This window comes from Mycolicibacterium iranicum (genome assembly GCF_002101705.1).
Taxonomy (GTDB): Bacteria; Actinomycetota; Actinomycetes; order Mycobacteriales; family Mycobacteriaceae; genus Mycobacterium; species Mycobacterium iranicum.
Genome location: NZ_LQPC01000019.1, coordinates 201,452 through 226,117, shown reverse-complemented (window position 1 = coordinate 226,117; position 24,666 = coordinate 201,452). Strand labels below are relative to the sequence as shown.

Sequence of the window (24,666 nt, the reverse complement as noted above, 5' to 3'; positions counted from 1 at the left end):
AGCCACTCCTAGCCCTCGAGGTCGCCCTCGGTTTCCAGGAGCACCTGCTTGAGCGCGTCGAGCGTTGCCCGCTCGGGCGCGGCCCACATTCCGCGTCCGGCCGCCTCCAGGAGGCGTTCGGCCATGCCGTGCAGCGCCCAGGGATTGGACTCGTTCATGAACTTGCGGTTTTCGTCGTCGAGTACATAGCTCTGCGAGAGTTGCTCGTACATCCAGTCGGCCATCACCCCGGCGGTGGCGTCGTAGCCGAACAGATAGTCGACGGTCGCAGCCATCTCGAACGCGCCCTTGTAGCCGTGTCTGCGCATGGCGTTCATCCAGCGCGGGTTGACGACCCGGGCGCGGAACACTCGCGTGGTCTCCTCGCTCAGCGTCCGAGTACGCACCGCGTCGGGGCGGGTGTTGTCGCCGATGTAGGCGGCGGGGTCCTTGCCGGTCAGCGCGCGCACGGTGGCGACCATGCCGCCGTGGTACTGGAAGTAGTCGTCGGAGTCGGCGATGTCGTGCTCGCGGGTGTCGGTGTTTTTCGCCGCCACCGCGATTCGCCGGTAGGCGCGGTTCATCTCGTCGGTCGCGGCCACTCCGTCGAGGCCCCGACCGTAGGCAAAACCACCCCACGCGGTGTACACCTCGGCCAGGTCGGCGTCGTCGCGCCAGTTGCGGCTGTCGATCAACTGCAGCAGACCCGCACCGTACGTTCCCGGCTTCGAGCCGAAAATCCTTGTGGTGGAACGCCTTGGGTCACCGTGTTCGGACAGATCGGCCTGCGAGTGGGCTCGCACATAGTTGTCCTCGTCCGACTCGTCGAGATCGGCGACGAGTTGCACGGCGTCGTCGAGCATCGCGACGACGTGCGGGAACGCGTCGCGGAAGAAGCCCGAGATGCGCACGGTGACATCGATGCGAGGGCGGCCGAGTTCGGCGAGCGGAATCGCTTCGAGGTCGACGACGCGTCGTGACGCGTCGTCCCAGATCGGCCGGACGCCCAGCAGCGCAAGAACTTCGGCGATGTCGTCCCCCGAGGTGCGCATCGCGGACGTACCCCACACCGACAGGCCCACCGATTCCGGCCAACGGCCGTAATCCGCACGGTAGCGCTCCAGCAGCGAATCTGCCATCGCCACACCGGTTTCCCATGCGAGCCGGGACGGAACAGCCTTGGGGTCGACCGAGTAGAAGTTACGCCCCGTGGGCAGCACGTTGACGAGGCCGCGCAGCGGCGAGCCGGATGGCCCGGACGCGATGAAGCGCCCGTCGAGCGCGCGCAGGATCTGATCCACCTCCCCCGCTGTGCCCGCCAGGCGAGGCACGACCTCGGTTGCGGCGAAGCGCAGGATCGCTGCGACGTCCGGGTTGTCGGTCAGGGTGTCGACGGCCCCGGCGTCCCACCCGCTGTTCTGAAGAGCGGCAACGAGTTCGCGCGCTTGCGCCTCGGCGGCGTCGACAGCCGCGCGGTCGTCCTCGCCGTTCTCTTCGAGGCCGAGCGCTTCCCGCAGACCCGGCACCGTCTGCTCGCCGCCGAAGAGCTGGCGCGCTCGCAGGATCGCGAGCACCAGGTCGAGTTGCGATTCTCCCTCGGGTGTTTCGCCGAGAATGTGGAGCCCGTCGCGGATCTGGACGTCCTTGATCTCACAGAGCCAGCCATCGACATGCAGCAGCATGTCGTCGAACACGTCCTCGTCCGGGCGGTCTTCCAGGCCGAGGTCGTGGTCCATCTTCGCGGCCCTCATGAGTGTCCAGATCTGCTGCCGGATCGCCGGGAGCTTGCCGGGGTCCAGCGCCGAGATGGCGGAGTGCTCGTCGAGCAGCTGTTCCAATCTCGCGATGTCGCCGTAGGTTTCGGCCCTGGCCATCGGCGGGATGAGGTGATCGATCAGCGTCGCGTGGGCGCGTCGCTTGGCTTGCGTGCCTTCGCCTGGGTCGTTGACCAGGAACGGGTAGATCAGCGGCTGGTTGCCCAGCGCGGCGTCGGTGCCACACGCGGCCGACATGCCGAGCGTCTTGCCGGGCAGCCATTCGAGGTTGCCGTGCTTGCCCAGATGCACGATCGCATCCGCGGCGAAAGCATCGGTGAAGCCGTGGTCCAGCCAGTGGTAGGCGGCCAGGTAATGATGGCTGGGCGGCAGATCGGGATCGTGGTAGATCGCGACCGGGTTCTCGCCGAATCCGCGGGGCGGCTGCACCATCAGCACGACGTTGCCCGACCGCATCGCGGCAATGACGATCTCGCCCTCGGGATCGGCGCTGCGGTCGACGAACAACTCGCCCGGCGGTGGACCCCAATGCTCGACGACCGCGTCGGTGAGTTCGGCGGGCAGGGTGGCGAACCACTCGCGATAGTCCTTGGCGGACACCCGGATCGGGTTGCCTGCGAGCTGACCTTCGGTGAGCCAGGCGGGATCTTGGCCGCCACGTTCGATCAGCGCATGGATCAGCGCATCACCGTCGCCGGCTTCCAGACCCGGGATCTCGCCGACGTCGTATCCACGCGCAGCCATCGCCCGCAGCAGGCGGATGGCGCTTGCGGGGGTGTCGAGACCGACCGCGTTGCCGATACGGGCGTGCTTGGTCGGATACGCGGAGAAGACGAGCGCGACGCGCTTGTCTGCGGGGGCGATGGAGCGCAGCCGGGCATGCCGGACCGCGAGACCGGCGACCCTGGCGCAGCGTTCGGGGTCGGGGACGTAGGAGATCAGCCCCTCGTCGTCCATCTCCTTGAACGAGAACGGCACCGTGATGATGCGGCCATCAAATTCCGGGACGGCCACCTGGGTGGCGACGTCCAGCGGTGAAAGGCCGTCGTCGTTCTCGTCCCACTGGGCCCGCGAACTCGTCAGGCACAGCCCCTGCAGGATCGGAATATCCAGCGCAGCAAGGTGTGCGACGTTCCAGGTGTCATCGGCGCCGCCGGCGCCCACGGCCGCCGGGGTGGCGCCACCGGCTGCCAGCACGGTCGTGACAAGCGCGTCGGCGGTGCCGAGCAGTTCGATCAGCGCCGCGTCGGCGGTCCGCAGTGAAGCGCAGAACACGGGAAGTGCCGCTCCCCCAGCATGTTCGATCGCCTCGCACAGCGCCTCGACGTAGGCGGTGTTGCCCGCCAGGTACTGGGCCCGGTAGAACAGCACCGCAACCGTAGGCCCGTCACCTGGCTGCGCGGCGCGTTCGAGCACGCCCCACTCCGGCGTGGCGACTGGTTCGGCGAACCCGAAACCGGTCATCAGCAGCGTGTCGGACAGAAACGAATGCAGGTTCGCCAGGTTCTCGGTACCACCTTGAGCGAGGTAGATGTGCGCCTGCAGGGCGACGCCTGCCGGCGTCGTCGAATGAGCCATCAGATCGGCATCGGGGGCCTGCTCTCCGCTGACCACCACCGCGGGGACACCGCTGGCTGCGACGGCGTCGATGCCGTCCTCCCACGCACGGTAACCGCCGAGGATCCGCACGATCGCGACGTCAGCGCCGCGCAGCAACTCGTCGAGTTCACCGTCCACCAACCGCGACGGATTGGCCCATCGGTAGCGGGCGCCGCTGGCCCGCGCCGCAATCAGATCCGTGTCGGACGTGGACAGCAGAAGCACCGTCGGAACCTGGCTGGAAGCGGGTTCGGTCACCACCTATTCGTACCGGACTACCGTGGCAGGCGTGAGCGCGGGCACTGCAGCCGGGTTCGCCGTCGGCACCCCGGACCCCTCTTTGCGCGACATTGTCCTGCGCTATGAAGGCTTCACCGTGTCGGGCGGCGGGCCCGCGATATTCCGCGAGGTGGCCTGCACGTACGTGCCGATCATCATCGATCTGGACCAAGGTTGGTCGGTGTCTCATCGCGAGCACGTCGGGTCGGCGCCGCTACGGCTGACGTCGTTCGTGGCGGGTCTTACCGACGGGCCCGTCCTGGTTGGCCACGGCGGCTCGGCGCGATGTCTGCAGGTGGACCTGACGCCGCTGGGAGCGCGCCGCATCCTGGGCCTTCCGCTCGCCGAGCTGGCCAACCGCTCGGTGTCGATCGAGGCGGTGCTGGGGCGCGACGGCGCGGACCTCGTGCAGCGCATCGGTGATGCGGCGACGTGGCAGGAGCGTTTCTCGATCGTCGACGCCGCGCTCGTCAGGCGGCTCCATGACGCGGTCGATTTGGACGCCGAGGTGGCATGGTCGCTTGAGCGGATCGTCGCCAGCAGCGGGAACCTCGCGATCGGGAGGCTCGCGACCGAACTGGGCTGGAGCCACCGCAAACTCATCGCGCGCTACCGGGATGCGGTGGGGTTGCCTCCGAAAGTGGTCGCGCGGATCGTCCGATTCGAGAGCGTGTGCACCCGCTTGCGCGGCGGCGCCGGCCTGGCGGTGGCCGCCGCCGAGTGCGGCTACTTCGACCAGGCTCACCTGTCCCGCGAAGTCCGCGACCTCGCCGGCATCACCCCGGCCGAGCTGCAGCGGACTGTCAATTCCGTACAAGACCCCGCCGTGTGACGCCCCTACCGTCGTCGGCATGACTGAGAGCCAGACCCACACGGGCGCCGTGCCGATCGTGCCGTTCACCAATCCCAGGAAGGGCATCGAATGGCTTGCGAAAGCATTCGGGGCAGTACCGACGCTGTTGGTTCCGCCGGATCCCGACCAACCGCTCCAGCACGCCGAAGTCGAGATCGGCACGGGCGTCGTGATGGTCGATGACGCCGAGCGCGACAGCCAGTTCGCGCTGCCTGGCCCGGTCGCGGTCTACGTCGTGATCGCCACCGCCGCCGAAGTGGACGCTCTGCACGATCGGGCAGTCACGGCAGGGGCCGAGATCGTCATGGGCGTCACCGATCAGGACTACGGTTCTCACGAGTTCGGGGCGCGCGACCCCCACGGCAACATCTGGAGCTTCGGCACCTACCGGCCGGCGAAAAGCTGAAGGTCAGCCGTTCCAGCGGCCGTACCAGGTCTGCCGGTACGGCATACCGATGGCGGCGATCAGCAGGAAGATGACCGCCGCGAACGCGATGAGTGCAAGCATCGGGGGTTCCTTTCACACGACCCGTTGTTTGACACGGGTTCAGTAAGCAAGACGGTACCGCCGGTCCCGGCAAAAGTGGTGCTTGTGTGCCTGACGGAACGAGCCGCGAAGCGAAGTGACGAGCGTCACAGATCACTATCCCGCGGTGACGAAACCCTGCTCGACCATCCAGTCGCGGGCCACCACGCTGGGATCCCGACCCTCGACGTCCACCTGCTTGTTCATGTCGGTGATCGCCTCGTTGGTCAGCGCGGCCGTCACCGGCGCGGTCACCTCAGCGATCTCGGGATGCGCCTCGAAGAATTCCTGCTTCATCGTCACCGACGGGTTGTAGTGGGCGAAGAACTGCTTGTCGTCGGTCAGAAGCACCAAATTCAGGGCGGCGATTCGACCATCGGTGGTGAACACCTCACCGAAGTCGCATTCGGTGCCGTCGGCGGTCGCCTGGTAGATGATCCCGACCTGAAGGATCGGGGTCTGGGCACGCTGCGGATCGAAAGCGTACGCAGCCGCCATCCCCGGGAAACCGTCCTGGCGGGCCCGGAACTCGGTGTCGACACACGTCCGGGCGGCGGCGGGGTCACGCATCACCAGTGCGGCATAGTCGGACAGGGTCCGCACACCGGTCCGCTCCACCGTCTGACGGCTGGCCGCCAGCGCGTAGGTGTCGTCCATCGGCCCGGGTTCCAGCCAGACCATGTCGTTGCGCTCCAGATCCTCGTCCCGGACGGCCTCGTACTGCTCACGGGTGTCGGGTATCGGCTTCTCGTGTCCGAGATAGTTGATCCACGCATTGCCGGTGAACTCGTAGGCGACGTCGACCTGCCCGGAAAGCTGAGCCTCCCTTGTGCTTCGGGAGCCGACGATTCCGGTGAGATCACGGACGTCGGCGCCGGCGGCGGCCAGCGTGAACTCCAGGATGTAGCCCATGATCACCTGCTCGGTGTACTCCTTGGAGCCGACTGTGATCGGTACGCCCTCCAGCGCGGCGTCGGGCTGGATGCTTCCCGGCCCGACGCGCAGCGGCACCGTGCTTCCCGAGCCGAGCCCGCACCCGGACAGCGCGAGGGCCATCACCAGCGCCGCGGCGAGTCGTCTCCTCACCGCAATCCCTTCGGGCTGATGAAGAACTCGGCCAACCCACCCAGCCAGTCGACCAGCAGAGCCAGACAGACGGCGAGCACGCTGCCGAGAATCAGCGTCACGTCGTCCTGGAGCTTGTATCCGGTGTCGATGAGGATCCCCAGACCTCCGGCGTTGACCAGGAACGACAGCGTCGCCGTGCCGACGGCGAGCACCAGGGAAGTCCGCAGACCCGCGAGTATGTAGGGCACAGCGAGCGGAAGTTCGACGCGCAGCAACAGCGAACGGCGTGACATGCCCTGGCCGAGCCCGGCATCGATGAGCGGGCGGTCCACCTGGTCGATGCCGAGGATCGTGCTCGACAGCACCGGCAGCAGCGAGTACAGCGCGATCGGCAGAACACCGATCCAGAAGCCGGTCTTGGCGGTCAGCAGGAACAGGAGTACGAGCAGCCCGATCGCTGGAGCAGCCTGGCCGACGTTGGCGATCCCGACGACCACGGGACGCAACAGCTTCGCGCCAGGTCGGGTGACCAGGACGCCCAGCGGGATGCCGATCACCAGCACGATGGCGGTCACCGCCGCGGTGATGAGCAGGTGCTGCCAGATCAGCGCGGCGACGTTCGCCGGGTTGATGTTCTCCCGCTGAGTGGCGGTCAGATCCCTGTTGAACGCCCAGAACACCGCGGCGGCCCCGACGAGAAGCACGAGCGCCGGCTGGATGAACAGCCGCAGGCGCTCGGCCGACGTGGTCGCGGGTGCGCTGGACGCATCGGCGGGCGCGGTGTCGACGGCGGTGGTCACGACGCGCTGTCCCCTGCGGCGGACGCTTCGGCGTCGGCGCGCAGCTTCGTGATCGTCGCGATGAGGGTGTCGAGTGTCACGACACCCTCGTAACGGTTTCCGGCTCCGGCGACGACGGCTGACGCGTGCTGTTCGGCCAGGATCGCCTCCAGCGCGTCCTCCAGCGTCGACTGGGTGCTCACCACGTCCAGTCGCTCGACCGCGTCGGCGAGCGAGTTCGCGTGCCGCAGCCGGCTCTCCCGCACCCAGCTGACCGGCCGCTGCCGGTCGTCGAGGACGACGGCCCAGTCGTGCTCGCTCGCCGCAAGCATCGTTCGCACCGTCTCGACACTGTCGCCGCGCTGAACCGAGGGCCGTTCTTCGAGCGCGACGTCTTTGATGCGGAGCAGTCCGAGTTGTTGCAGCGAGGCGCCGGACCCGACGAACCCGGCGACGGTGTCATCGGCCGGGCTGGCCAGGATGTTCTGCGGCGTGTCGTACTGCAGCACCTTGGATTGCTGGCCGAGCACCGCGATGCGGTCGCCCAACTTGACGGCCTCGCCGAAGTCGTGGGTGACGAAGACGATCGTCTTGCGCAATTCGGTTTGCAGCCGCAGCAATTCGTCCTGCAGAGTGCTGCGCGTGATGGGGTCGACCGCGCCGAACGGCTCGTCCATCAACAGCACCGGCGGGTCGGCCGCCAGCGCTCGTGCGACCCCCACGCGCTGCTGCTGGCCTCCGGAGAGCTGGCGCGGATAGCGGTCGGCGTACTGGGTGGGCTCCAGACCGACGAGATCGAGGAGTTCGTCGACCCGGTTGCCGGTCCGCGTGCGGTCCCAACCCAGCAGGCCCGGTACCAGGCCGACGTTCTGCCGGATGGTCATGTGTGGGAAGAGCCCGGCTTGCTGGATGGCGTAACCGATGGAACGTCGCAACTCGGTCGGCTTGATCGACAGTGCATTCTTCTCACCGATCAGGATCCGGCCCGACGTCGGCTCGCTGAGCCGGTTGATCATGCGCATCGTGGTCGTCTTCCCGCAGCCGGACGGCCCGACGAAGACCACGATCTCGCCGGCCGGGATCTCGAGTGAGACGTCGTCGACGGCGGCCTGCTTGGCTCCCGGATACACCTTCGACACGTGGTCGAGTTCGATGCGTACCCCGGTGGGCGCGGATTGCTGCGCCGGTTCCGGAGCCCGTTCAGAAGTCGTTGTCACTTAAGGCCTTTCGACGTGGTGAGCCGACCGATCAGGACCAGGACGGCATCGAGGGCAAGAGCGAGGATCACGATCAGCAACGTGCCGCTCAGCGCCATGGGGAGTGCGGTCGGGCTGCCGACCCTGGCCAGGCCAGCGAAGATGAGGTTGCCCAGCCCCGGCCCTTTGACATAGGCGGCGATGGCGAGCACACCCATGGACATCTGGGTGCTCAGCCGCATCCCGGCCAGGATGGCCGGCCACACGAGCCGCAATTCGACCCGCCGCAGGGTGTCCAATCGACTCATGCCGATCCCCCGCGCGGCGTCGGTCAGAGCGGGGTCGACGGCGTTGAGGCCGACGATCGTGTTCCGCACGATCGGCAATAACGAGTACAGCACCAGCGCGGCGACACTGGGGATGACGCCCAGCCCGAACAATGGGATGAGCAGGCCCAGCAACGCGAACGACGGCACGGTCAGGATCACGCTCGACGTGGTGGTCGCCAGATTGGCCGCCAACGGACTGCGGTAGCTCAGCACACCGATCAGCACGCCGACGGCTGTCGCGATGAGCACGCTCTGCACGACGGCGCTGACGTGCTGGTAGGAGTCGAAAACCAGCTGAGGGTAGTGCGCGCCGATGTAGTCCCACAGGGAGCTCACTGGTCTCGATTCCCCTCGGTATCAGGTGTCTGCGCGAACTCGCCTCGACACGCTGACTGCTCTCCGTACCCGGTCGGGACTTCGCCGAAACGGCGCGGATTCGATTCCCGCTGAATCTAAGGGTGGTCTTTGTCGCCGCGCGGCGGCACCGTCGTCTGTCTGAAAGCCTTGAAGGAGGACCCTTGTCATCGTTGAACGTGGTCAAGCTCGGCGCCAACATCGGGGCCCGTATCGATGGTGTCGATCTGGCGCGCGGCGTGGACTCACGCACCGCCACTCAGATCAACGCCGCGCTGCTGGAACACAAGGTGATCTTCTTCCGCGGGCAGCACGATCTCGACGACGCCGGCCAGCTCGAGTTCGCGCGTGCACTGGGCACACCCACGACCGCGCATCCGACAGTCACCTCACGTGGCGCGGACGTGCTACCGATCGATTCGCGCTTCGACAAGGCCAATTCGTGGCACACCGACGTCACCTTCGTCGACCGCATTCCGAAAGCTTCACTGTTGCGGGCGATCACGCTTCCGCCGTTCGGCGGAACGACCACGTGGGCATCGACCGAGGCAGCCTACGATCGGCTGCCCACGCCGCTGCGGGTACTCGCCGAGAACCTCTGGGCGGTGCACACCAACACCTATGACTACGCCGCCGACGCCGACGCCCGCATCGAAGCGCTCGCCGACACCGAACGCCAGTACCGGGAGGAGTTCATCTCCGATTACTACGAGACCGAGCATCCCGTCGTTCGGATGCACCCGGAGACCGGGCGAAAAGTGCTGCTGCTCGGCCATTTCGTCAAACATTTCGTGGGCCTGGGCCAGGCCGAGTCGACAGCATTGTTTCAATTGTTTCAGAATCGGATCACCAAGCTGGAGAACACGATCCGATGGAACTGGGAGCTGGGTGACCTCGCTGTCTGGGACAACAGGGCCACCCAGCACTACGCCGTCGCCGACTATGACGACCACTTCCGTCGCCTGTCACGGGTCACCCTCGCCGGGGACATCCCCGTTGATGTCCACGGTGACCACAGCCGGGCGATCCGAGGCGACGCATCGACGTACTCCCAGGTCGTGGTTCCGGTGCGGCTGGCGAGCTGACGGCCTCAGAGCCGGTCCATCATTCGCGACATCAGCGCGTCTTCGAGAAAATCGTGGTGCCGCGGATAATGCCGGGGTTTGACGAGCCCCTCGGAACGCAGGGCCCGGATACGGAGTCCGAATGCGGCGCGCAGCATCGAGATATAGCTATGCCGCACCTTCGGGCCTGCCAGTGCAGCTGCCGAGCCGAGCAGCACCTGCTGCTCCGTGATGAGCGTCGACGGCGTTGACGGCGTCGACGGCTCAGTGATCGACGCGTCGATGTCGACCGTCTTGGGTACGTCCGGAGTTGTTGCCAGATCCGTCATTTCAATCACTTCCTTGCTGGATCTTGGAGCCGGCCCCCACCGGTCTCCCGATGACACCAAAGCTACGAACCAATCCGGCGCTTGACACGGGTAATCGGGTACTCGAAAACCCAGTTACCACTAGCGCGGTTACGCAGGGGATGCGCCGATCTACCTGCACTTTTCGCGCCGATGGGCGCTGACCACCCGCTTCCTGATCTTGATTGGGCGACGGTCGCCACAGCGGTCGGCCTCATCCGTGCCCGGCTGAGGCGGTCAGCAATCACATGGCACACACCGGTCCTTGCCCGAGGCGCGCGAGTACCGTGAACGCATGAGCCGGACGCGCGATGACGACGCCTGCCCCGGTGCGCTGCAGACGCACACCGCCGCAGACGGCGAGCTTGCGCGCATCCGATTACCCGGCGGTGTCATGTCCGCCGACCAGATGGAAACGGTGGCCCTGGCAGCCATCGATTTCGCCGCATCCTCGCTGGAGCTGACGTCGCGCGGCAACGTCCAGATCCGTGGCGTCCGCGACACCGCGTCTGTCGCCGAACTGCTCACCGCCAGTGGGCTGTTGCCGTCGGCCAGTCACGAGCGCGTGCGCAACATCGTCGCCTCACCGCTGGCAGGTCGCAACGGCGGGCTCTGTGACACACGCGAACTCGTCACCGGACTCGACTCGGCGCTGCAACGCGACCCACTGCTGGCCCAGCTGCCCGGGCGTTTTCTGTTCGGCATCGACGACGGCCGCGGCGACATCTCGGGACTCGGCGCCGACGTCGGCCTCCACGCGCTCGACGCATCCACTGCGGCATTGCTTCTGGGTGGTCGCGATACCGGGGTGAGGATCGACGTCGCCGACGCGATCGACGAATTTGTCGACGTGGCGACGCGCTTCATCGACATCCGCGGGAAGTCCTGGCGCGTCACGGAGCTCGGCGATCCGACGGCCCTGCTGGGCGGCCGGACGCCGACCACCGCCCCCGGAACGACGTGGCCGGCGCAGACCCGTCCCCCGGTCGGCTGGATCGAGCAGGACGACGGACGGATCACCCTCGGCGCCGCCGTGCCGCTCGGCGTCCTGGACGCCGAGGTGGCGCGCTACCTTGCGGCGGTCGGCGCCCCGCTGGCCGTCACCCCGTGGCGGTCGGTCCTGATCTTCGACCTCGACGAGGGCGTCGCCGATGCGGCCCTGCGCGTGCTGGCGCCCCTTGGGCTGGTTTTCGACGAGAACTCCGCGTGGCTGTCACTGTCGGCGTGCACTGGCAGCCCCGGCTGTATGCACTCCCTGGCCGATGTGCGGGCCGACGCCGCGGCGGCGCTGGACCCTCAGGTGACGACGCACCGGCACTTCGTCGGGTGCGACCGTGCCTGCGGCAGTCCTGCGCACGGCGCCGTGCTGGTGGCGACCGGAGACGGCTATCAGGCCCGCGATCTTCACCCGTAGGGTGAGCGGGTGCTCGACTACACCCGTGATGCCGCGGAGATCTACCGTCAGTCGTTTGCGACCATCCGTGCCGAATCGGATCTGGCACGGTTTCCCGAGGATGTCGCACGCGTGGTGGTGCGGCTGATTCACACGTGCGGCCAGGTTGACGTCGCCGAGCATGTCGCGTTCACCGCGGACGTCACGTCACGCACGCATGCCGCGCTGGCTGCCGGCGCCCCGATCCTGTGCGATTCCTCGATGGTCGCTGCGGGAATCACCCGGCGTCGGCTCCCCGCCGACAATGAGGTGGTCTCGCTGGTGGCCGATCCCCGTGCCCCCGACCTCGCCGCGACGATGGGCACGACACGATCGGCAGCAGCGGTCGATCTCTGGGCGGACCGGATCCCCGGCGCGGTGCTGGCCATCGGCAACGCACCCACCGCACTGTTTCGGCTGCTCGAGCTCGTCGACGACGGCGTCGCACCGCCGGCCTCGGTGCTCGGCGGTCCCGTCGGCTTCGTCGGTTCGGAACAGTCCAAGCAGGAGCTCATCGACGACCCGCGCGGCATTTCCTACCTGATGGTCACCGGTCGCCGAGGCGGGAGTGCGATGGCCGCGGCGGCCGTGAACGCGATTGCGACAGAAGACGAATGACAGAAAAGCAGGGCCCACCAGGAACACTGTGGGGTGTCGGCCTCGGACCCGGTGACCCCGAACTGGTAACGGTGAAGGCGGCCAGGGTCATCGGCGCGGCTGACGTCATCGCTTATCACAGCGCGCGACACGGGCGCAGTATCGCGCGCAGCATCGCCGAGCCGTACCTGCGTGACGGGCAGACCGAGGAGCACCTCGTGTACCCCGTCACCACGGAAACCTCCGACCACCCGGGCGGCTACGCCGGTGCGATGGAGGACTTCTACCGGGAGTCCGCCGAGCGCATCGCAGCCCACCTCGACGCGGGCCGCGACGTCGCGTTGCTGGCCGAGGGTGATCCGCTGTTCTACAGCTCGTACATGCACATGCACACCCGGCTCACCGAGCGCTTCGACGCCGTGATCGTGCCGGGTGTGACGTCGGTCAGCGCAGCGTCGGCCGCGGTGTCCACACCGCTGGTCCAGGGTGACCAGGTCCTGACGATTCTGCCGGGCACGCTGCCCGCCGAGGAGCTGCAGCGCCGGCTCGCCGACACCGACGCCGCCATAGTCATGAAGCTGGGACGCTCCTACCCCGCTGTGCGACAAGCACTTTCGAATTCGGGCCGACTGGCCGACGCGTATTACGTCGAACGGGCCAGCACGGAGAGACAGCGGGTGCTGCCCGCCGCGGAGGTCGACGATGCCTCCGTGCCCTACTTTGCACTGGCTATGCTCACCGGCGACAGACGTGCCCCCGCGCGCTCCGGATCGGTGGCGGTCGTCGGACTGGGACCCGGCGCGGCAGACTGGATGACCCCGCAGAGCAGGCACGAGCTCTTCGCCGCCACCGACCTGATCGGATACGGGCCATACCTGGACCGGGTCGCCGTCCGAGACGGCCAACGCAGACACCCCAGCGACAACACCGACGAGCCTGCCCGCGCCCGCCTCGCGTGCCAACTGGCGCAGCAGGGCCGGTCCGTGGCCGTGGTGTCCTCGGGTGATCCTGGCGTGTTCGCGATGGCCACCGCAGTCCTGGAGGAGGCCGAGCAGTGGCCGGGCGTCGACGTCCGGGTTATTCCTGCGATGACGGCAGCCCAGGCGGTGGCCAGCCGGGTCGGCGCTCCACTGGGCCACGACTACGCGGTGATCTCGCTGTCCGACCGCCTCAAGCCCTGGGACGTCATCGCGCGGCGCCTGTCCGCGGCCGCCGCTGCCGACATGGTGCTGACCATCTACAACCCGGCGTCGAAGACCAGGACCTGGCAGGTCGCGGCGATGCGCGACCTACTCCTGGAGCATCGCGACCCGGCCACGCCCGTGGTGATCGGCCGCGACGTCTCCGGCGCGCGCGAATCGGTCAAGGTGGTGCCTCTTGAGAAGCTGGATCCCGACGATGTCGACATGCGCTGTCTGCTCATCGTCGGCTCGTCCCAGACCAGGTGGCACCGGACGGACGGCGCCGACCGTGTGTTCACGCTGCGGCGATACCCACAGAGCTGAGGCCATTGACACCTGTCGCAGTTCGTTGACAGTCGTCAGAAGTGCGGGTTAACCTCGCGCGTGCAGCGAGGACTTCCGGTGCGCTCACCCACCGACCGACGTCAACCGCAGAAGAGTGATCTGCGGCGCGTCGCGATCCTCGAATCGCTCGACCACCATCTGCGTGAAGCCGGGTTCGACGCCCTGAACATCGCCGACGTCACGCGCCGTGCGGGCGTCACCCGGTCGGCCTTCTACTTCTATTTCGAGAACAAGGCCGCGGCCGTTGCGGCTCTGCTGGAGCCGATGTACGAAGACGGGTTCCTGGCCGGTGACATCCTGACCGACCCCACCCAGCCCAGGGCCGACCGCATCCAGGCGATGTTGACAGCGCTCCTCGACACCGTGGACCAGCATCGCTACCTGCTGCAGGCGATGCTGGAGGCGCGCGCCACCAGTCCCGCGATCCGCGAGATGTGGGACGACGCCCGCGACTCGTTCGTCGCGTCTGTCGCAGCCATGATCTCCGCGGAGCGGGAAGCCGACCGGGCTCCCGACGGACCTGCTGCCGAGGTCATCGCCAGCATGCTGCTGGAATTCAACGACCGGTTGATGGAGCGCTACACCCTGGGCGGCCGGCTTACCCGCGACGAGCTTCTCGGTGGAGCTCAAACAATCTGGCTGCGAACGATTTTCGCCAACGACGGCGTGAACTGAAAGGCGATCAGTGACGATCCCCCGCACACCTGAAGACATCACACCGCAGTGGCTGGGCGCGACCCTGGGCGTCGACGTCAGCGACGTCGAGGTGACGAGCATCGGCACCGGGCAGACCGGGGCGACGTACCGGGTATCCGCCCGATACCCGGCCGCTGCGCAATCCTCCACCACGCCCTCCACTTTTGCGGTCAAGCTGCCCGCGCAGGACGACACGGTGCGCGAGAGGGTGGCGCTTGGCTATCTGTCCGAGGTCGAGTTCTACTCTGCGGTGACCACCGAGGTGGCGATCCCGGTACCGAGCTGCTACCACAGCGAGATCTCCCCCGATGGAACTGATTTCGTGCTCCTTCTGGCCGACATGGCGCCGGCAGAGCAGGGCGACCAGATCGCCGGGTGCACCTCAGCCGAGGCGGTGCTCGCCGTCGAGGCGCTGGCCGGACTGCACGGGCCCAGCTGGGGGCAACGGCGATTCTTCGACCTCCCGTCGATCGTGATGCCCAAACCGGGAGACGAGGCTGCCGCCAAAGGCATGGGCGACGTCGCGGTGATGGCGGCCAACATCACCCTCGAGAAGCTCGGAGGCTCGGTCAGCGACGAGGACCGTGACACGTTGCTCACCTCGATGAGCCTGGTTACGCCGTGGCTGTTGGCCGAGCCCGACCGGTTCTCGCTGATGCACGGCGACTATCGCCTCGACAACCTGCTTTACGACCCGGACCGTACCCGAGTCACCGTGGTGGACTGGCAGACGATGGGAATCGGCCTGCCTGCTCGCGATCTCACCTACTTCACCGCGACCAGCCTCGCACCGGAAGACCGTGCCGCCGTCGAGCGCGAACTGGTCGAGCGCTACCACGCCGCGCTACTCACCCATGGCGTCACCGACTACGGCATCGAAACCTGTTGGCAGGACTATCGTCTGGGTGTTCTCCAGGCGCCCCTCATCACAGTTCTGGGTTTCGCCTTCGCGGCCTCCACCGAGCGTGGCGACGAGATGGTGCTGACGATGCTGCGCCGCGGCTGCCGCGCGATCAGGGAACTGGACGCGATCGACCTGGTCAGGTCATACCAGGCTTCGTCACAGCCCACTGCGTGACGGGCATCGCGGCGCGCCAGCCTGTGAAAGAGCCCACCGCTTCGCCGCGGTAGTGCTGGAAGCGCCGCAACTCGCCTCCCACACGCGAATACCATTGCGCAAGAACAGCTTCAGATTCGACTGTGACGGCGTTGGCGACCAGTCGACCGCCCGGCGGCAGCCTGTCCCAGCACGCCTCCAACATCCCCGGTTGGCTGATGCCGCCACCGACGAAGATGGCGGCCGGCGGCGCCGCATTCTCAAGCGACCTCGGCGCGTCGTCCATCACCTCCATCTGGACACCGAAACTGTTGGCATTATTCATAATTCGCGCACGGCGGGCCTCGTCACGTTCGAATGCGATCGCCCGGCATCCCGGGCCGCTGAGGCACCACTCGATCGAGACGCTGCCCGACCCCGCACCGACGTCCCACAGCAGTTCGCCGGGCCCGGGCGCCAGTGCCGCCAGCGTCGCGGCGCGGATGGCCTGCTTGGTGATCTGATTGTCATGGGCGAATACGTCGTCGGGCAGGCTGCCGAACCGGCGTTCGTCGGGCAGGTACCGTACCGCCATCACGTTCAGGTCGTCGACGTCCCCCGGCGGCCGGGCAGCCCACTCTCGTGCGGTCGATCTGCGCATCAATTCTGCTGGACCGCCAAGCTGTTCGAGAATCGTGAGCTCGGAATCACCGCGGCCCGTGTCGGTGAGCAGCCGTGCCAGCTCGGCCGGCGTCGCCCCGTCTCTCGACAGCACGATCGCCTGACCGCCGCGGCGCACCCCGGTATGCGGCGGGTGCCAGACCAGGCTGATGATCTCGGTGTCCTGCACCGACCACCCGACCCGGGAGCACGCCAACGTCACCGAGGACACGTGCGGCAGGACCGCGACGTTGTCCGCGCCATGGATCCGAATCAGGGTGCTCCCGATCCCATGCAGCAGCGGGTCGCCGCTGGCCACCACGTGCACGTCACCGTCCACCCCGTCGAGCATCGAGTGCAGCGCGCCCACCAACGGTCTCGGCCAGGTCCGCCGCGACGCGGTCACCGAATCGTCGAGCAGATCAAGCTGCCGTGGAGATCCGTAAATGACCGTCGCTCTGCGTAATTCGGCCTTCGAGGCCTCAGAGAGCCCGGGCATGCCGTCGGCTCCGATGCCAACCACGACAATGCTCACCTCGGCAACCTCCGCCACAGCCACCGCGGCATCAGCCGGAACGCGAACGCCAGCACGACCAGCGATCCGGGTATCCACACCGTGCTGCGCCCCCGGCGCAGGGCGCGCACCGTCGCGTCGGCCACCTCATCGGGTGTGCTCGACAGCGGGGCCGGCGACATGCCCTCGGTCATCCGGCCGACGACGAATCCGGGCCGGACCATCAGCAGGCGCACCCCGGAACCACGCAGCGCATCGGTGAGGCCGCTGCAGAACGCGTCCAGCCCGGCCTTGGCAGACCCGTACACATAGTTGGCGCGCCGCGCCCGCACACCGGCGATCGACGAGAACGCGACGAGCGAGCCCGCTCCCGCGGTGCGCATCGCGTCGGCCAACACGGTGAGCAGGCTGACCTGTGCCACGTAGTCGGTGTGCGCGATGGCCGCCGCGTGCGCGGCATCGGTTTCGGCGCGTGCCTGATCGCCCAGGATGCCGAAGGCGAGCACCGCGGTGCCGATCGGCCCATGGTCGGCGACGATCGCGTCGACAATCAGACGGTGCGACGCGAGGTCGTCGGCGTCGAAGGCGACAGTGTGCACTGCAGCGGCACCCGCCTGACGCAGCGCGGTGGCCTCGGCCTCCAGGTCGTCGGGCCGGCGGGCGGCCAGCACCACGGTCGCCCCGGCGGCCAGCCGCAGCGCCACTTCCATTCCGATCTCGCTGCGCCCACCAAAGACGACCAGCGTGCCCGCGGCCCGATTCGTGTCCTCCACGGCGCCGATTATTACCTGCGCTAGCGTGGACGCCGATGGCCAAGGCAACTACGCGACTCACGAACGACGCTCTGGCGTTCCTCACCGAACGTCACCTCGCGATGCTGACCACGTTGCGTTCGGACCAGTCTCCGCACGTCGTGGCGGTGGGTTTCACCTTCGACCCGACTACCCACATCGCCCGCGTCATCACCACGGGCGGCTCGCAGAAGGCGGTCAACGCCGAACAGCGCGGAGTCGCGGTCCTCAGCCAGGTCGACGGCGCACGGTGGCTCTCGCTGGAAGGCAAGTCAACGGTGAACACGAGCATCGAAGCGGTACGCGACGCCGAGTTGCGCTACGCCCAGCGCTACCGGACGCCGCGGCCCAACCCCAAGCGTGTCGTCATCGAGGTGCGCGTCGAGCGCGTGCTGGGGTCGTCGAGCCTGCTGGACCGCGGCGACGATTGACCGGCCCGGTTCAGGAAACCGGGACCACCACCAGTTCGTGGGGTCGGTTGTTGACCGACAGCGCTCCGTCGGCCGTGACGACCACGATGTCCTCGATCCGCGCGCCCCACTGGCCGGGAAAGTAGACGCCCGGCTCCACCGAGAACGCCATGCCTTCCTGCAGCGGCAGCGTGTTGCCTGCCACGATGTAGGGCTCTTCGTGCACGGACAGCCCGATTCCGTGCCCGGTGCGGTGGACGAAGGCGTCGGCGAGACCTTCCTGGGCAAGCACGTCGCGTGCGGCGGCGTCGACCTGCTCTGCGGTCACCCCGGGGCGGACCGCCTCGACGGCGGCGCGCTGGGCCCGCTGGAGCACGGCGTACCGGCGCGCCACCTCGGGATCGGGTTCACCGATGCTGTAGGTGCGCGTCGAGTCGGAGTTGTAGCCGGGGTCGTACGGGCCGCCGATGTCGACGACGACGATGTCGCCGATGCGCAGTTCGCGGTCCGAACACTCGTGGTGGGGGTCCGCGCCGTGGGGGCCGGACCCGACGATGATGAAGGCGACCTCCGAATGACCCTCGGCGACAATGGCTTCGGCGATATCGGCGGCAACGTCGGCCTCGGTACGGCCCGGCACCAGAAACTCGGGAACCCGTTCGTGGACGCGGTCGATCGCCGCACCGGCCTTGCGAAGCGCGTCGATCTCGGCGGGATCCTTGATCATCCGCAGCGTCCGCAACACGTCGGTGGCCAGGACCGGCACCACGCCGAGAACCTCGGCGAGCGGGAGTAGGTGCAGTGCCGGCATCGAGTCCGTCACCGCTACCTGGTGCGGCGCATCGCCGGTGAGGGCATCCGCCACCAGGCGGTAAGGATCGTCGCCGTCCACCCAATCCCGAACGGCCACACCGAGTTCGGCGACCGCCGACTCCTTCAGCGCGGCCAGCTCGAGCCGCGGCACGACGATCGTCGGCTCCCCCGCCGCCGGCAGGACGAGAGCCGTCAGGCGCTCGAAGGTCTGCGCGCGCGACCCGGTCAGGTAGCGCAGGTCGTAGCCAGGAGTGATGACGAGCCCGGCCAGGCCCGCATCAGCCGCCGCCGCAGCCGCAGCGCGCATCCGTCGTGCGTATACCTCGTCGTCGAATCGGGCGCCCGTCATGCCATTCAGGCTAATCGCCTGTCCGCTCCGACCGCGAGCAGACGCAAACTCGCACGAACCACTACCCGAGAGTGCGAGTTTGTGTCTGCTCGCGGGAAAAGGCACCTGGCAGGATGGCCGCATGGCCCGCACGTCCGACGAAACTCCCCTGGTCCTGCTCGACGGGGCGAGCATGTGGTTCCGCTCGTACTTCGGTGTCCCGTCCTCGATCACGGCTCCGGACGGCCGCCCCGTCAACGCGTTGCGGGGTTTTCTCGACGCCGTCGCCACCGTCATCACCCGGGAACGCCCGCACCGGCTGGTGGTGTGCCGCGACGACGACTGGCGTCCGCAGTGGCGGGTCGACCTCATCCCCTCTTACAAGGCGCACCGAGTGGTCGAGGAGACGGCGGGCGCCGAGCCCGATGTCGAGGAAGTCCCCGACGACCTGACGCCCCAGGTCGACATGATCATGGAAATCCTCGACGCCTTCGGGATCCCGACGGCCGGGGCGCCGCAGTGCGAAGCCGACGACGTCCTCGGCACGCTGGCCAGTGGTGAGCGACGCGATCCGGTGGTCGTGGTCAGCGGTGACCGCGATCTGTTGCAACTCGTCCGCGATGAGCCCGTCTCTGTGCGGGTCCTCTACCTCGGCAAGGGACTGGCCAAGGCGGTCAAGTGGGGGCCGTCGGAAGTAGCCGACACCTATGGTGTCCCCGTCGACCGCGCCGGACCGGCCTACGTCGAACTCGCGTTGTTGCGCGGTGATCCTTCCGACGGGCTGCCCGGCGTCCCGGGCATCGGGGAGAAAACTGCCGCCACCCTGCTGGCCCAGCACGGGTCGCTGGAGAACATCGTCGCCGCCGCACAGGATCTGCGGTCGAAGATGTCGAAGGCGCACCGGAACAAGCTGCTCGCCGCCACCGATTACATCGAGAAGGCGGGCCCGGTGGTACGCGTGGCCACTGATGCCGACATCGACTGGTCGACCGACGGCGACACGCTGCCGCTGGCCGCCCGGCATCCCCGCAAAGTCGCCGAATTGGCGGAACGCTACGGCGTGTCGTCGTCGATCGGACGACTCCAGGCCGCCCTCGATCAGCTCTGACCGGGCCGCCCGACTACTTCGGCCTGCCCACCTCGTAGGTGCCGTCGTCGTCTTGGAACGTGACGGTGACCTGGCGCTTCGTGCCGTCGATGCTGACCTCGCAGGTGAAGGTGTCACCCTTCTTCACCGTCGGGCTGACGCCGTTGTTGCATGTCACGTCGTTGACGTTCTTGGCGCCGTAGCCGTTGGTCTCGTCGGTGAGGATCTGCTCGACGCCGGTCTGCGCGGCGTTGACGTCGAGCTTGGTGGTCACGAAGAAACCGGGCTTCCAGAAGCCCATCACCGCCACGACGACGAGAACGAGCAACACGAGACCGCCGACGACACCACCGATCAGGGCCATCGACTTCTTCGAGCCCTCCTCGGAGCCGGGCTGCTGGAATCCCGGGTACTGGCCGTACTGACCGGGCTGTTGTCCGTACTGGGTGGGCTGCTGGCCGTAGGCGCCCTGCTGACCGTACTGCTGCGGGTAGCCCCCGGGCTGGCCGTACTGACCGGGCGGCGGGTAGGCCGCAGGGTCGTATTGCGTGGGCTGCTGGCCGTACTGGTCCTGGGGGTACTGCTGAGGCGAGTAGGTGGGCGGCTGCGTCGGCTGCTGGTACTGGGGATACTGCTGCGGCGTGTAGGCCGGCGGTTGCTGCCACGCGGGCTGCTGCTCGGCGGTCGGCGGCTGCCAGCCCTGGTTGGCCGTCTGATCGGCCGCCGGCTGGTCCGCCCCCTGGTCAGGCTGCTGACCCGGCCACGGCTGGGTCGGATCAGATCCCTGCGGTCCGCTCATTTCTCTCCTTGGTCAAACGCGTCTGGCATGCCTGCTGGCACCTCACACTACCCGGCATCAACAGCTACGACGCCGCGCCGAACGTCGTTGATCGCGCGTTTCGCGGTCGCCCGCAAAGCCGGCGACGGCGCCGCATTGCGCACCTGGTCGGCGAGATCGAGCACCTGTCGGCACCACCGCACGAAGTCGCCCGCCGACATGGACGAACCGGTGCCCGCGACGTCGCCGGCCGCCAGTGCGGTGGTCAGGTCGCCGGTGCTGGCCCACCGGTACACGGCCGCGACGAAACCGTCGTCGGGTTCGCGGCTCGGGGTGATGCGATGGCGCTGTTCGTCCGACCGCAGCTCCGACCACAGGCGACGCGTCTGGTTGAGCGCGCGGCGCAGCCGGCCTGTCGGAATGTCGGACCCGTCGCCGGGCCCGCGGCCGTCGCGACGCGATTCGTAGAGCACCGCTGACAGCGCCGCCGCCAGCTCGGCGGCGTCCAACTCGTCCCACACGCCTGCCCGCAGACACTCGGCGACCAGCAGATCGCTTTCGCTGTAGATGCGGGCGAGCAGTCTGCCGTCCTCGGTGACGGTCGGCGCGTCCCCGTCGACGGTCGCGATGAAACCGCGTTCGGTCAGCAGCACGACAATCCGGTCGAAGGTGTGGGCCAGCGAGTTCGTCGCCGCGGCGATCTTCTTGCGGAGCTGCTCGTTGTCTCGTTCAAGTCTCAGATAACGTTCGGCGGTCCGCACCTGCTCTTCCCGGTCGGGCAGGCCGTGGGCGCGGTGGGCGCGCATCCGGTCACGCAGCGCGGCGAGCTCGGGGTCGACGTCCTGGTCGGGCGGCGGGCCGCTTCGGCGCCCCCGCGCCGACGGGACGTCGAAATCGGCCGCGGCCGAACGTAACGCGGATGCCATGTCCCGCCGAGCCCGCGGGTTGCGGTGCTCGACGCGTTTGGGCAGCGTCATCTTGCCGATCGGTCCGGTTCCGCCTGAATAGTCGGCCGACGAGATGCGGCCCGCCCACCGGTGTTCGGAGAGGACCAGGGGGCGCGGGTCGTCGTCGTCGCGGGACGGTTCGAGTACCACGGCGAGCCCACCGCGTTTTCCGTGCATGGTGATGATGTCGCCACGCTTGAGCGCCGCCAACGCGTCGTTGGTGGCCTGGCGGCGCTGCAGCCGCGACGCCCGGGACTGCGCGCGTTCGCGCTCGGAGATCTGGGCCCGCAGCCGCGCGTAGTCGAGGATGGCTGGATCTTTGCCGTCCGCGCCTCCGAGCTCGGCCGCGATCTCGCCGAGCATGCGTTCGCCGCGCTCGACTCCCCGTACCAGACCCGTCACCGACCGATCGGCCTGGTACTGCGCAAAGGAGCGCTCCAGCAGCCGGTGCGCCTGCTCGGGCCCCATCTGGTGGACGAGGTTGATGGTCATGTTGTAGGTCGGGGCGAACGAGCTGCGCAGCGGGAAGGTGCGCGTGGACGCCAGCCCGGCGACCTCGGCAGGGTCGACGTCCGGGTTCCACAGCACCACGGCGTGGCCTTCGACATCGATCCCGCGCCGCCCCGCGCGGCCGGTGAGCTGGGTGTACTCCCCCGGCGTCAACGGCAGGTGCTGTTCACCGTTGTACTTGACTAGGCGTTCCAGCACTACGGTGCGGGCGGGCATGTTGATACCCAAAGCCAGTGTCTCAGTAGCGAAGACGGCCTTGACCAAGCCCGCGGTGAACAACTCTTCGACGGTGTGGCGGAAGGTCGGCAGCATGCCTGCGTGGTGAGCGGCCAGGCCACGCAACAGCCCTTCACGCCATTCGTGGTAGTCCAGCACGATCAGATCGGCGTCGTTGAGGTCTGCGGTGCGACGGTCGACGATCTCGGCGATGCGGGCCCGTTCCTCGTTGGTGGTGAGGCGCAGCGACGAACGTAGGCACTGCTTGACCGCGGCGTCGCAGCCGGCACGGGAGAAGATGAAGGTGATCGCGGGCAGCAGGTCGTCCTGAGCCAGCACAGTGATGACGTCAGGCCGGCCCGGAGTGCGATAGAGGCTGGGTTGACGGCCAGGTCTGCCGCGACCACGCGGCTGCCAGTCGACAAGGCGCTCCGCTTCGCGCCGATGCGCGATGTGGCGCAACAGTTCCGGGTCGACGAGCAGGTTCCTGCCCGCCGGTCCCGAAGCACGGTAGTCGAACAGGTCGAGCAGCCGCTTGCCGACCATGACGTGCTGCCACAGCGGGACAGGTCGGTGCTCGTCGACCACGACCGTGGTGTCGCCGCGAACCGCCTTGATCCAGCCGCCGAATTCTTCGGCGTTGCTCACCGTTGCCGACAGGCTGACCAGCCGCACGTCCTCGGACAGATGCAGGATCACCTCCTCCCAGACGGCGCCGCGCATCCGATCGGCCAGGAAATGCACCTCGTCCATGACGACGTAGGAAAGCCCTTGCAGTGCAGGGGAATCCGCGTAAAGCATGTTGCGAAGCACTTCGGTGGTCATGACGACGACGTCGGCGTCTCCGTTGATGACCTGATCGCCGGTGAGCAGGCCGATGCGCTGTGGTCCGTACCGGCGCACCAGATCGTTGTGCTTTTGATTGCTCAGCGCCTTGATCGGCGTGGTGTAGAAGCACTTTCGGCCTGCCGCCAAGGCCAGATGGACGGCGAACTCACCGACCACGGTCTTGCCCGCGCCGGTGGGCGCGCACACCAGCACGCCGTGCCCCTGGGCGAGCGCCTCGCACGCGCGACGCTGAAATCCGTCCAGCGCGAAAGGCAGTAACGCGGTGAACGCTGCGACGGAGTCGGACAGGGGTGGCGCCGCGGCTGCTGGCTCAGGTGGCGTCGTCATCGACCACAAGTCGCGACGGAGTCGGCACTGCGGCGGGCGCCTCGATCGGCTCGACGCCTCCGATCGACGCTGCCTGGTCGTCGGGAATGTCTTCGAGGGCCGCGCGGCGCGCTTTGCGCCTGTCGCTGACCCGTGCGATCTGGATGGCGATCTCCATCAACAAGGTCATGGCGAGCGCGAGGGCCAGCATCGAGAACGGGTCCGAGCCGGGGGTGACGAATGCGCAGAACACGAACAGCCCCATGATCAGGCCGCGGCGCCAGGCCTTCAGACGCTCGTAGGTGAGGATGCCGACCAGGTTGAGCATGATGATCAGCAGCGGGAACTCGAAGCTGATGCCGAACACCAGCAGCAGGTTGATGAGGAAGCCGAAATACTGGTCGCCGGACAACGCGGTGACCTGGACGTCGCTACCGACGGTCAACAGGAAACCCAACGCCTTGGACAGCACGACGTAGGCCAGGATTGCGCCGGCGACGAAAAGAACCGCCCCGACCACCACGAACGCGACGGCGAAGCGGCGCTCCTTGGCATAAAGGCCCGGCGTGATGAATGCCCACAGTTGGTAGAGCCAGACGGGGCAGGCCATCACGACACCGGCGGTCATACCGACCTTCAGGCGCAGCATGAACTGGTCGAACGGTGCGGTGGCCAGCAGTCGGCACTCGCCGTCGGGTGTGATCGACGCGCGCGCCGAGTCGGGCAGCGCGCAGTAGGGGCCACGCAGCCAGTCACCGAGGCTTGGCAGCCCGAGGAAACCGTGGCTGTACCAGAGGAATCCCAGGATCGTCGTCGCCAGGACGGCGAGGACGGCGATCAACAACCGGGTACGGAGTTCGGTGAGGTGATCGACCAACGACATCGTGCCGTCGGGGTTGACCCGTGAACGCCGTTGCCGAGGGTCGAGTTTCTTGAAGAGGCCGGGTATCTGCACAGGTTGCCTAGCTGGTGCTCACAGGCGCGTCATCGTCAACGCGGCCCGAGGCTGCGTTGACGGGCTG

22 protein-coding genes are annotated in these 24,666 nt (G+C 67.7%); 10 read left to right on the top strand and 12 right to left on the bottom strand.

Features of this window, described 5'->3' with window-relative positions:
- Nucleotides 1–8: 8 nt before the first annotated feature.
- Nucleotides 9–3,611 carry a cobaltochelatase subunit CobN gene (cobN, locus tag AWC12_RS04680; RefSeq protein WP_085172725.1) on the bottom strand — a complete coding sequence of 1,201 codons (3,603 nt, stop codon included), beginning with the start codon at nt 3,609–3,611 and terminating at the stop codon, nt 9–11.
- 31 nt (nt 3,612–3,642) lie between these two features.
- Here cobN and AWC12_RS04675 point away from each other — a divergent pair, with 31 nt between their 5' ends.
- Nucleotides 3,643–4,464, top strand: a complete 822-nt coding sequence (locus AWC12_RS04675; RefSeq protein WP_162562217.1) for a helix-turn-helix domain-containing protein — start codon at nt 3,643–3,645, stop codon at nt 4,462–4,464.
- 19 nt (nt 4,465–4,483) lie between these two features.
- Complete coding sequence (locus AWC12_RS04670) at nt 4,484–4,891, top strand: VOC family protein (RefSeq protein ID WP_024445836.1); 408 nt, start codon at nt 4,484–4,486, stop codon at nt 4,889–4,891.
- A gap of 237 nt (nt 4,892–5,128) precedes the next feature.
- Here the strand turns inward: AWC12_RS04670 and AWC12_RS04665 are convergent, their stop codons facing one another.
- From AWC12_RS04665 to AWC12_RS04650, 4 genes are read right to left on the bottom strand one after another with little or no spacing between them, the layout of a single operon-like run.
- Nucleotides 5,129–6,067 carry a glycine betaine ABC transporter substrate-binding protein gene (locus tag AWC12_RS04665; RefSeq protein WP_051226601.1) on the bottom strand — a complete coding sequence of 313 codons (939 nt, stop codon included), beginning with the start codon at nt 6,065–6,067 and terminating at the stop codon, nt 5,129–5,131.
- A 26-nt stretch (nt 6,068–6,093) separates the two neighbouring features.
- On the bottom strand, nt 6,094–6,879 hold the full coding sequence (locus tag AWC12_RS04660) for an ABC transporter permease (protein WP_024445835.1): 786 nt from the start codon (nt 6,877–6,879) through the stop codon (nt 6,094–6,096).
- The gene (locus tag AWC12_RS04655) at nt 6,876–8,075 is read right to left on the bottom strand and encodes an ABC transporter ATP-binding protein (protein ID WP_024445834.1); all 1,200 of its coding nucleotides are present in this window, start codon (nt 8,073–8,075) and stop codon (nt 6,876–6,878) included. The genes AWC12_RS04660 and AWC12_RS04655 overlap by 4 nt, the downstream gene beginning before the upstream one ends.
- The gene (locus AWC12_RS04650; RefSeq protein ID WP_024445833.1) at nt 8,072–8,719 is read right to left on the bottom strand and encodes an ABC transporter permease; all 648 of its coding nucleotides are present in this window, start codon (nt 8,717–8,719) and stop codon (nt 8,072–8,074) included. Before AWC12_RS04650 ends, AWC12_RS04655 begins: the two co-directional genes overlap by 4 nt.
- 182 nt (nt 8,720–8,901) lie before the next feature.
- On the opposite strand from AWC12_RS04650, the gene AWC12_RS04645 reads away from it, so the two are divergent.
- Nucleotides 8,902–9,822 (top strand): TauD/TfdA dioxygenase family protein, encoded by a 921-nt coding sequence (locus AWC12_RS04645; protein ID WP_085172723.1) that lies wholly within the window; start codon nt 8,902–8,904, stop codon nt 9,820–9,822.
- Nucleotides 9,823–9,827: 5 nt separating this feature from the next.
- Here AWC12_RS04645 and AWC12_RS04640 read toward each other — a convergent pair whose 3' ends face one another.
- The gene (locus AWC12_RS04640; protein ID WP_024445831.1) at nt 9,828–10,130 is read right to left on the bottom strand and encodes a hypothetical protein; all 303 of its coding nucleotides are present in this window, start codon (nt 10,128–10,130) and stop codon (nt 9,828–9,830) included.
- A gap of 313 nt (nt 10,131–10,443) precedes the next feature.
- Here AWC12_RS04640 and cobG point away from each other — a divergent pair, with 313 nt between their 5' ends.
- The 5 genes from cobG (at nt 10,444) to AWC12_RS04615 (ending at nt 15,477) form a co-directional block, all read left to right on the top strand.
- Nucleotides 10,444–11,562: a precorrin-3B synthase gene (gene cobG / locus AWC12_RS04635; RefSeq protein ID WP_024445830.1), complete on the top strand. Its 1,119-nt coding sequence runs from the start codon at nt 10,444–10,446 to the stop codon at nt 11,560–11,562.
- Nucleotides 11,563–11,571: 9 nt separating this feature from the next.
- Nucleotides 11,572–12,198, top strand: a complete 627-nt coding sequence (locus AWC12_RS04630) for a precorrin-8X methylmutase (protein WP_024445829.1) — start codon at nt 11,572–11,574, stop codon at nt 12,196–12,198.
- The gene (locus AWC12_RS04625) at nt 12,195–13,682 is read left to right on the top strand and encodes a precorrin-2 C(20)-methyltransferase (RefSeq protein WP_024445828.1); all 1,488 of its coding nucleotides are present in this window, start codon (nt 12,195–12,197) and stop codon (nt 13,680–13,682) included. The genes AWC12_RS04630 and AWC12_RS04625 overlap by 4 nt, the downstream gene beginning before the upstream one ends.
- Nucleotides 13,683–13,760: 78 nt before the next feature.
- Entirely contained in the window at nt 13,761–14,378 is a 618-nt protein-coding gene (locus AWC12_RS04620; RefSeq protein WP_085172721.1) for a TetR/AcrR family transcriptional regulator, read from the top strand.
- A gap of 10 nt (nt 14,379–14,388) precedes the next feature.
- Complete coding sequence (locus AWC12_RS04615) at nt 14,389–15,477, top strand: phosphotransferase family protein (RefSeq protein WP_085172605.1); 1,089 nt, start codon at nt 14,389–14,391, stop codon at nt 15,475–15,477.
- On the opposite strand, the gene cbiE is transcribed toward AWC12_RS04615, so the two are convergent.
- Nucleotides 15,440–16,594 carry a precorrin-6y C5,15-methyltransferase (decarboxylating) subunit CbiE gene (gene cbiE, locus AWC12_RS04610; RefSeq protein WP_234813830.1) on the bottom strand — a complete coding sequence of 385 codons (1,155 nt, stop codon included), beginning with the start codon at nt 16,592–16,594 and terminating at the stop codon, nt 15,440–15,442. The two genes, AWC12_RS04615 and cbiE, sit on opposite strands and share 38 nt — an antisense overlap.
- A gap of 32 nt (nt 16,595–16,626) precedes the next feature.
- Entirely contained in the window at nt 16,627–17,382 is a 756-nt protein-coding gene (locus AWC12_RS04605; protein WP_085172603.1) for a decaprenylphospho-beta-D-erythro-pentofuranosid-2-ulose 2-reductase, read from the bottom strand.
- Between the two features lie 35 nt (nt 17,383–17,417).
- Here AWC12_RS04605 and AWC12_RS04600 point away from each other — a divergent pair, with 35 nt between their 5' ends.
- Nucleotides 17,418–17,831, top strand: coding sequence for a F420-dependent biliverdin reductase (locus AWC12_RS04600; protein WP_024445823.1), 414 nt, complete (start codon nt 17,418–17,420; stop codon nt 17,829–17,831).
- Nucleotides 17,832–17,841: 10 nt separating this feature from the next.
- Here AWC12_RS04600 and AWC12_RS04595 read toward each other — a convergent pair whose 3' ends face one another.
- Nucleotides 17,842–18,972, bottom strand: coding sequence for a M24 family metallopeptidase (locus AWC12_RS04595; RefSeq protein ID WP_024445822.1), 1,131 nt, complete (start codon nt 18,970–18,972; stop codon nt 17,842–17,844).
- A 121-nt stretch (nt 18,973–19,093) separates the two neighbouring features.
- On the opposite strand from AWC12_RS04595, the gene AWC12_RS04590 reads away from it, so the two are divergent.
- Complete coding sequence (locus AWC12_RS04590) at nt 19,094–20,059, top strand: 5'-3' exonuclease (protein ID WP_024445821.1); 966 nt, start codon at nt 19,094–19,096, stop codon at nt 20,057–20,059.
- Between the two features lie 13 nt (nt 20,060–20,072).
- On the opposite strand, the gene AWC12_RS04585 is transcribed toward AWC12_RS04590, so the two are convergent.
- The 3 genes from AWC12_RS04585 to tatC are packed head-to-tail and all read right to left on the bottom strand — an operon-like array spanning nt 20,073 to nt 24,599.
- A complete protein-coding gene (locus tag AWC12_RS04585) occupies nt 20,073–20,837 on the bottom strand; it encodes a DUF4333 domain-containing protein (protein WP_024445820.1) in 765 nt (254 codons plus the stop codon).
- Between the two features lie 47 nt (nt 20,838–20,884).
- Nucleotides 20,885–23,665 (bottom strand): DEAD/DEAH box helicase, encoded by a 2,781-nt coding sequence (locus AWC12_RS04580; RefSeq protein WP_085172601.1) that lies wholly within the window; start codon nt 23,663–23,665, stop codon nt 20,885–20,887.
- On the bottom strand, nt 23,649–24,599 hold the full coding sequence (gene tatC, locus AWC12_RS04575; protein WP_024445818.1) for a twin-arginine translocase subunit TatC: 951 nt from the start codon (nt 24,597–24,599) through the stop codon (nt 23,649–23,651). The genes AWC12_RS04580 and tatC overlap by 17 nt, the downstream gene beginning before the upstream one ends.
- Between the last annotated feature and the right edge of the window lie 67 nt (nt 24,600–24,666).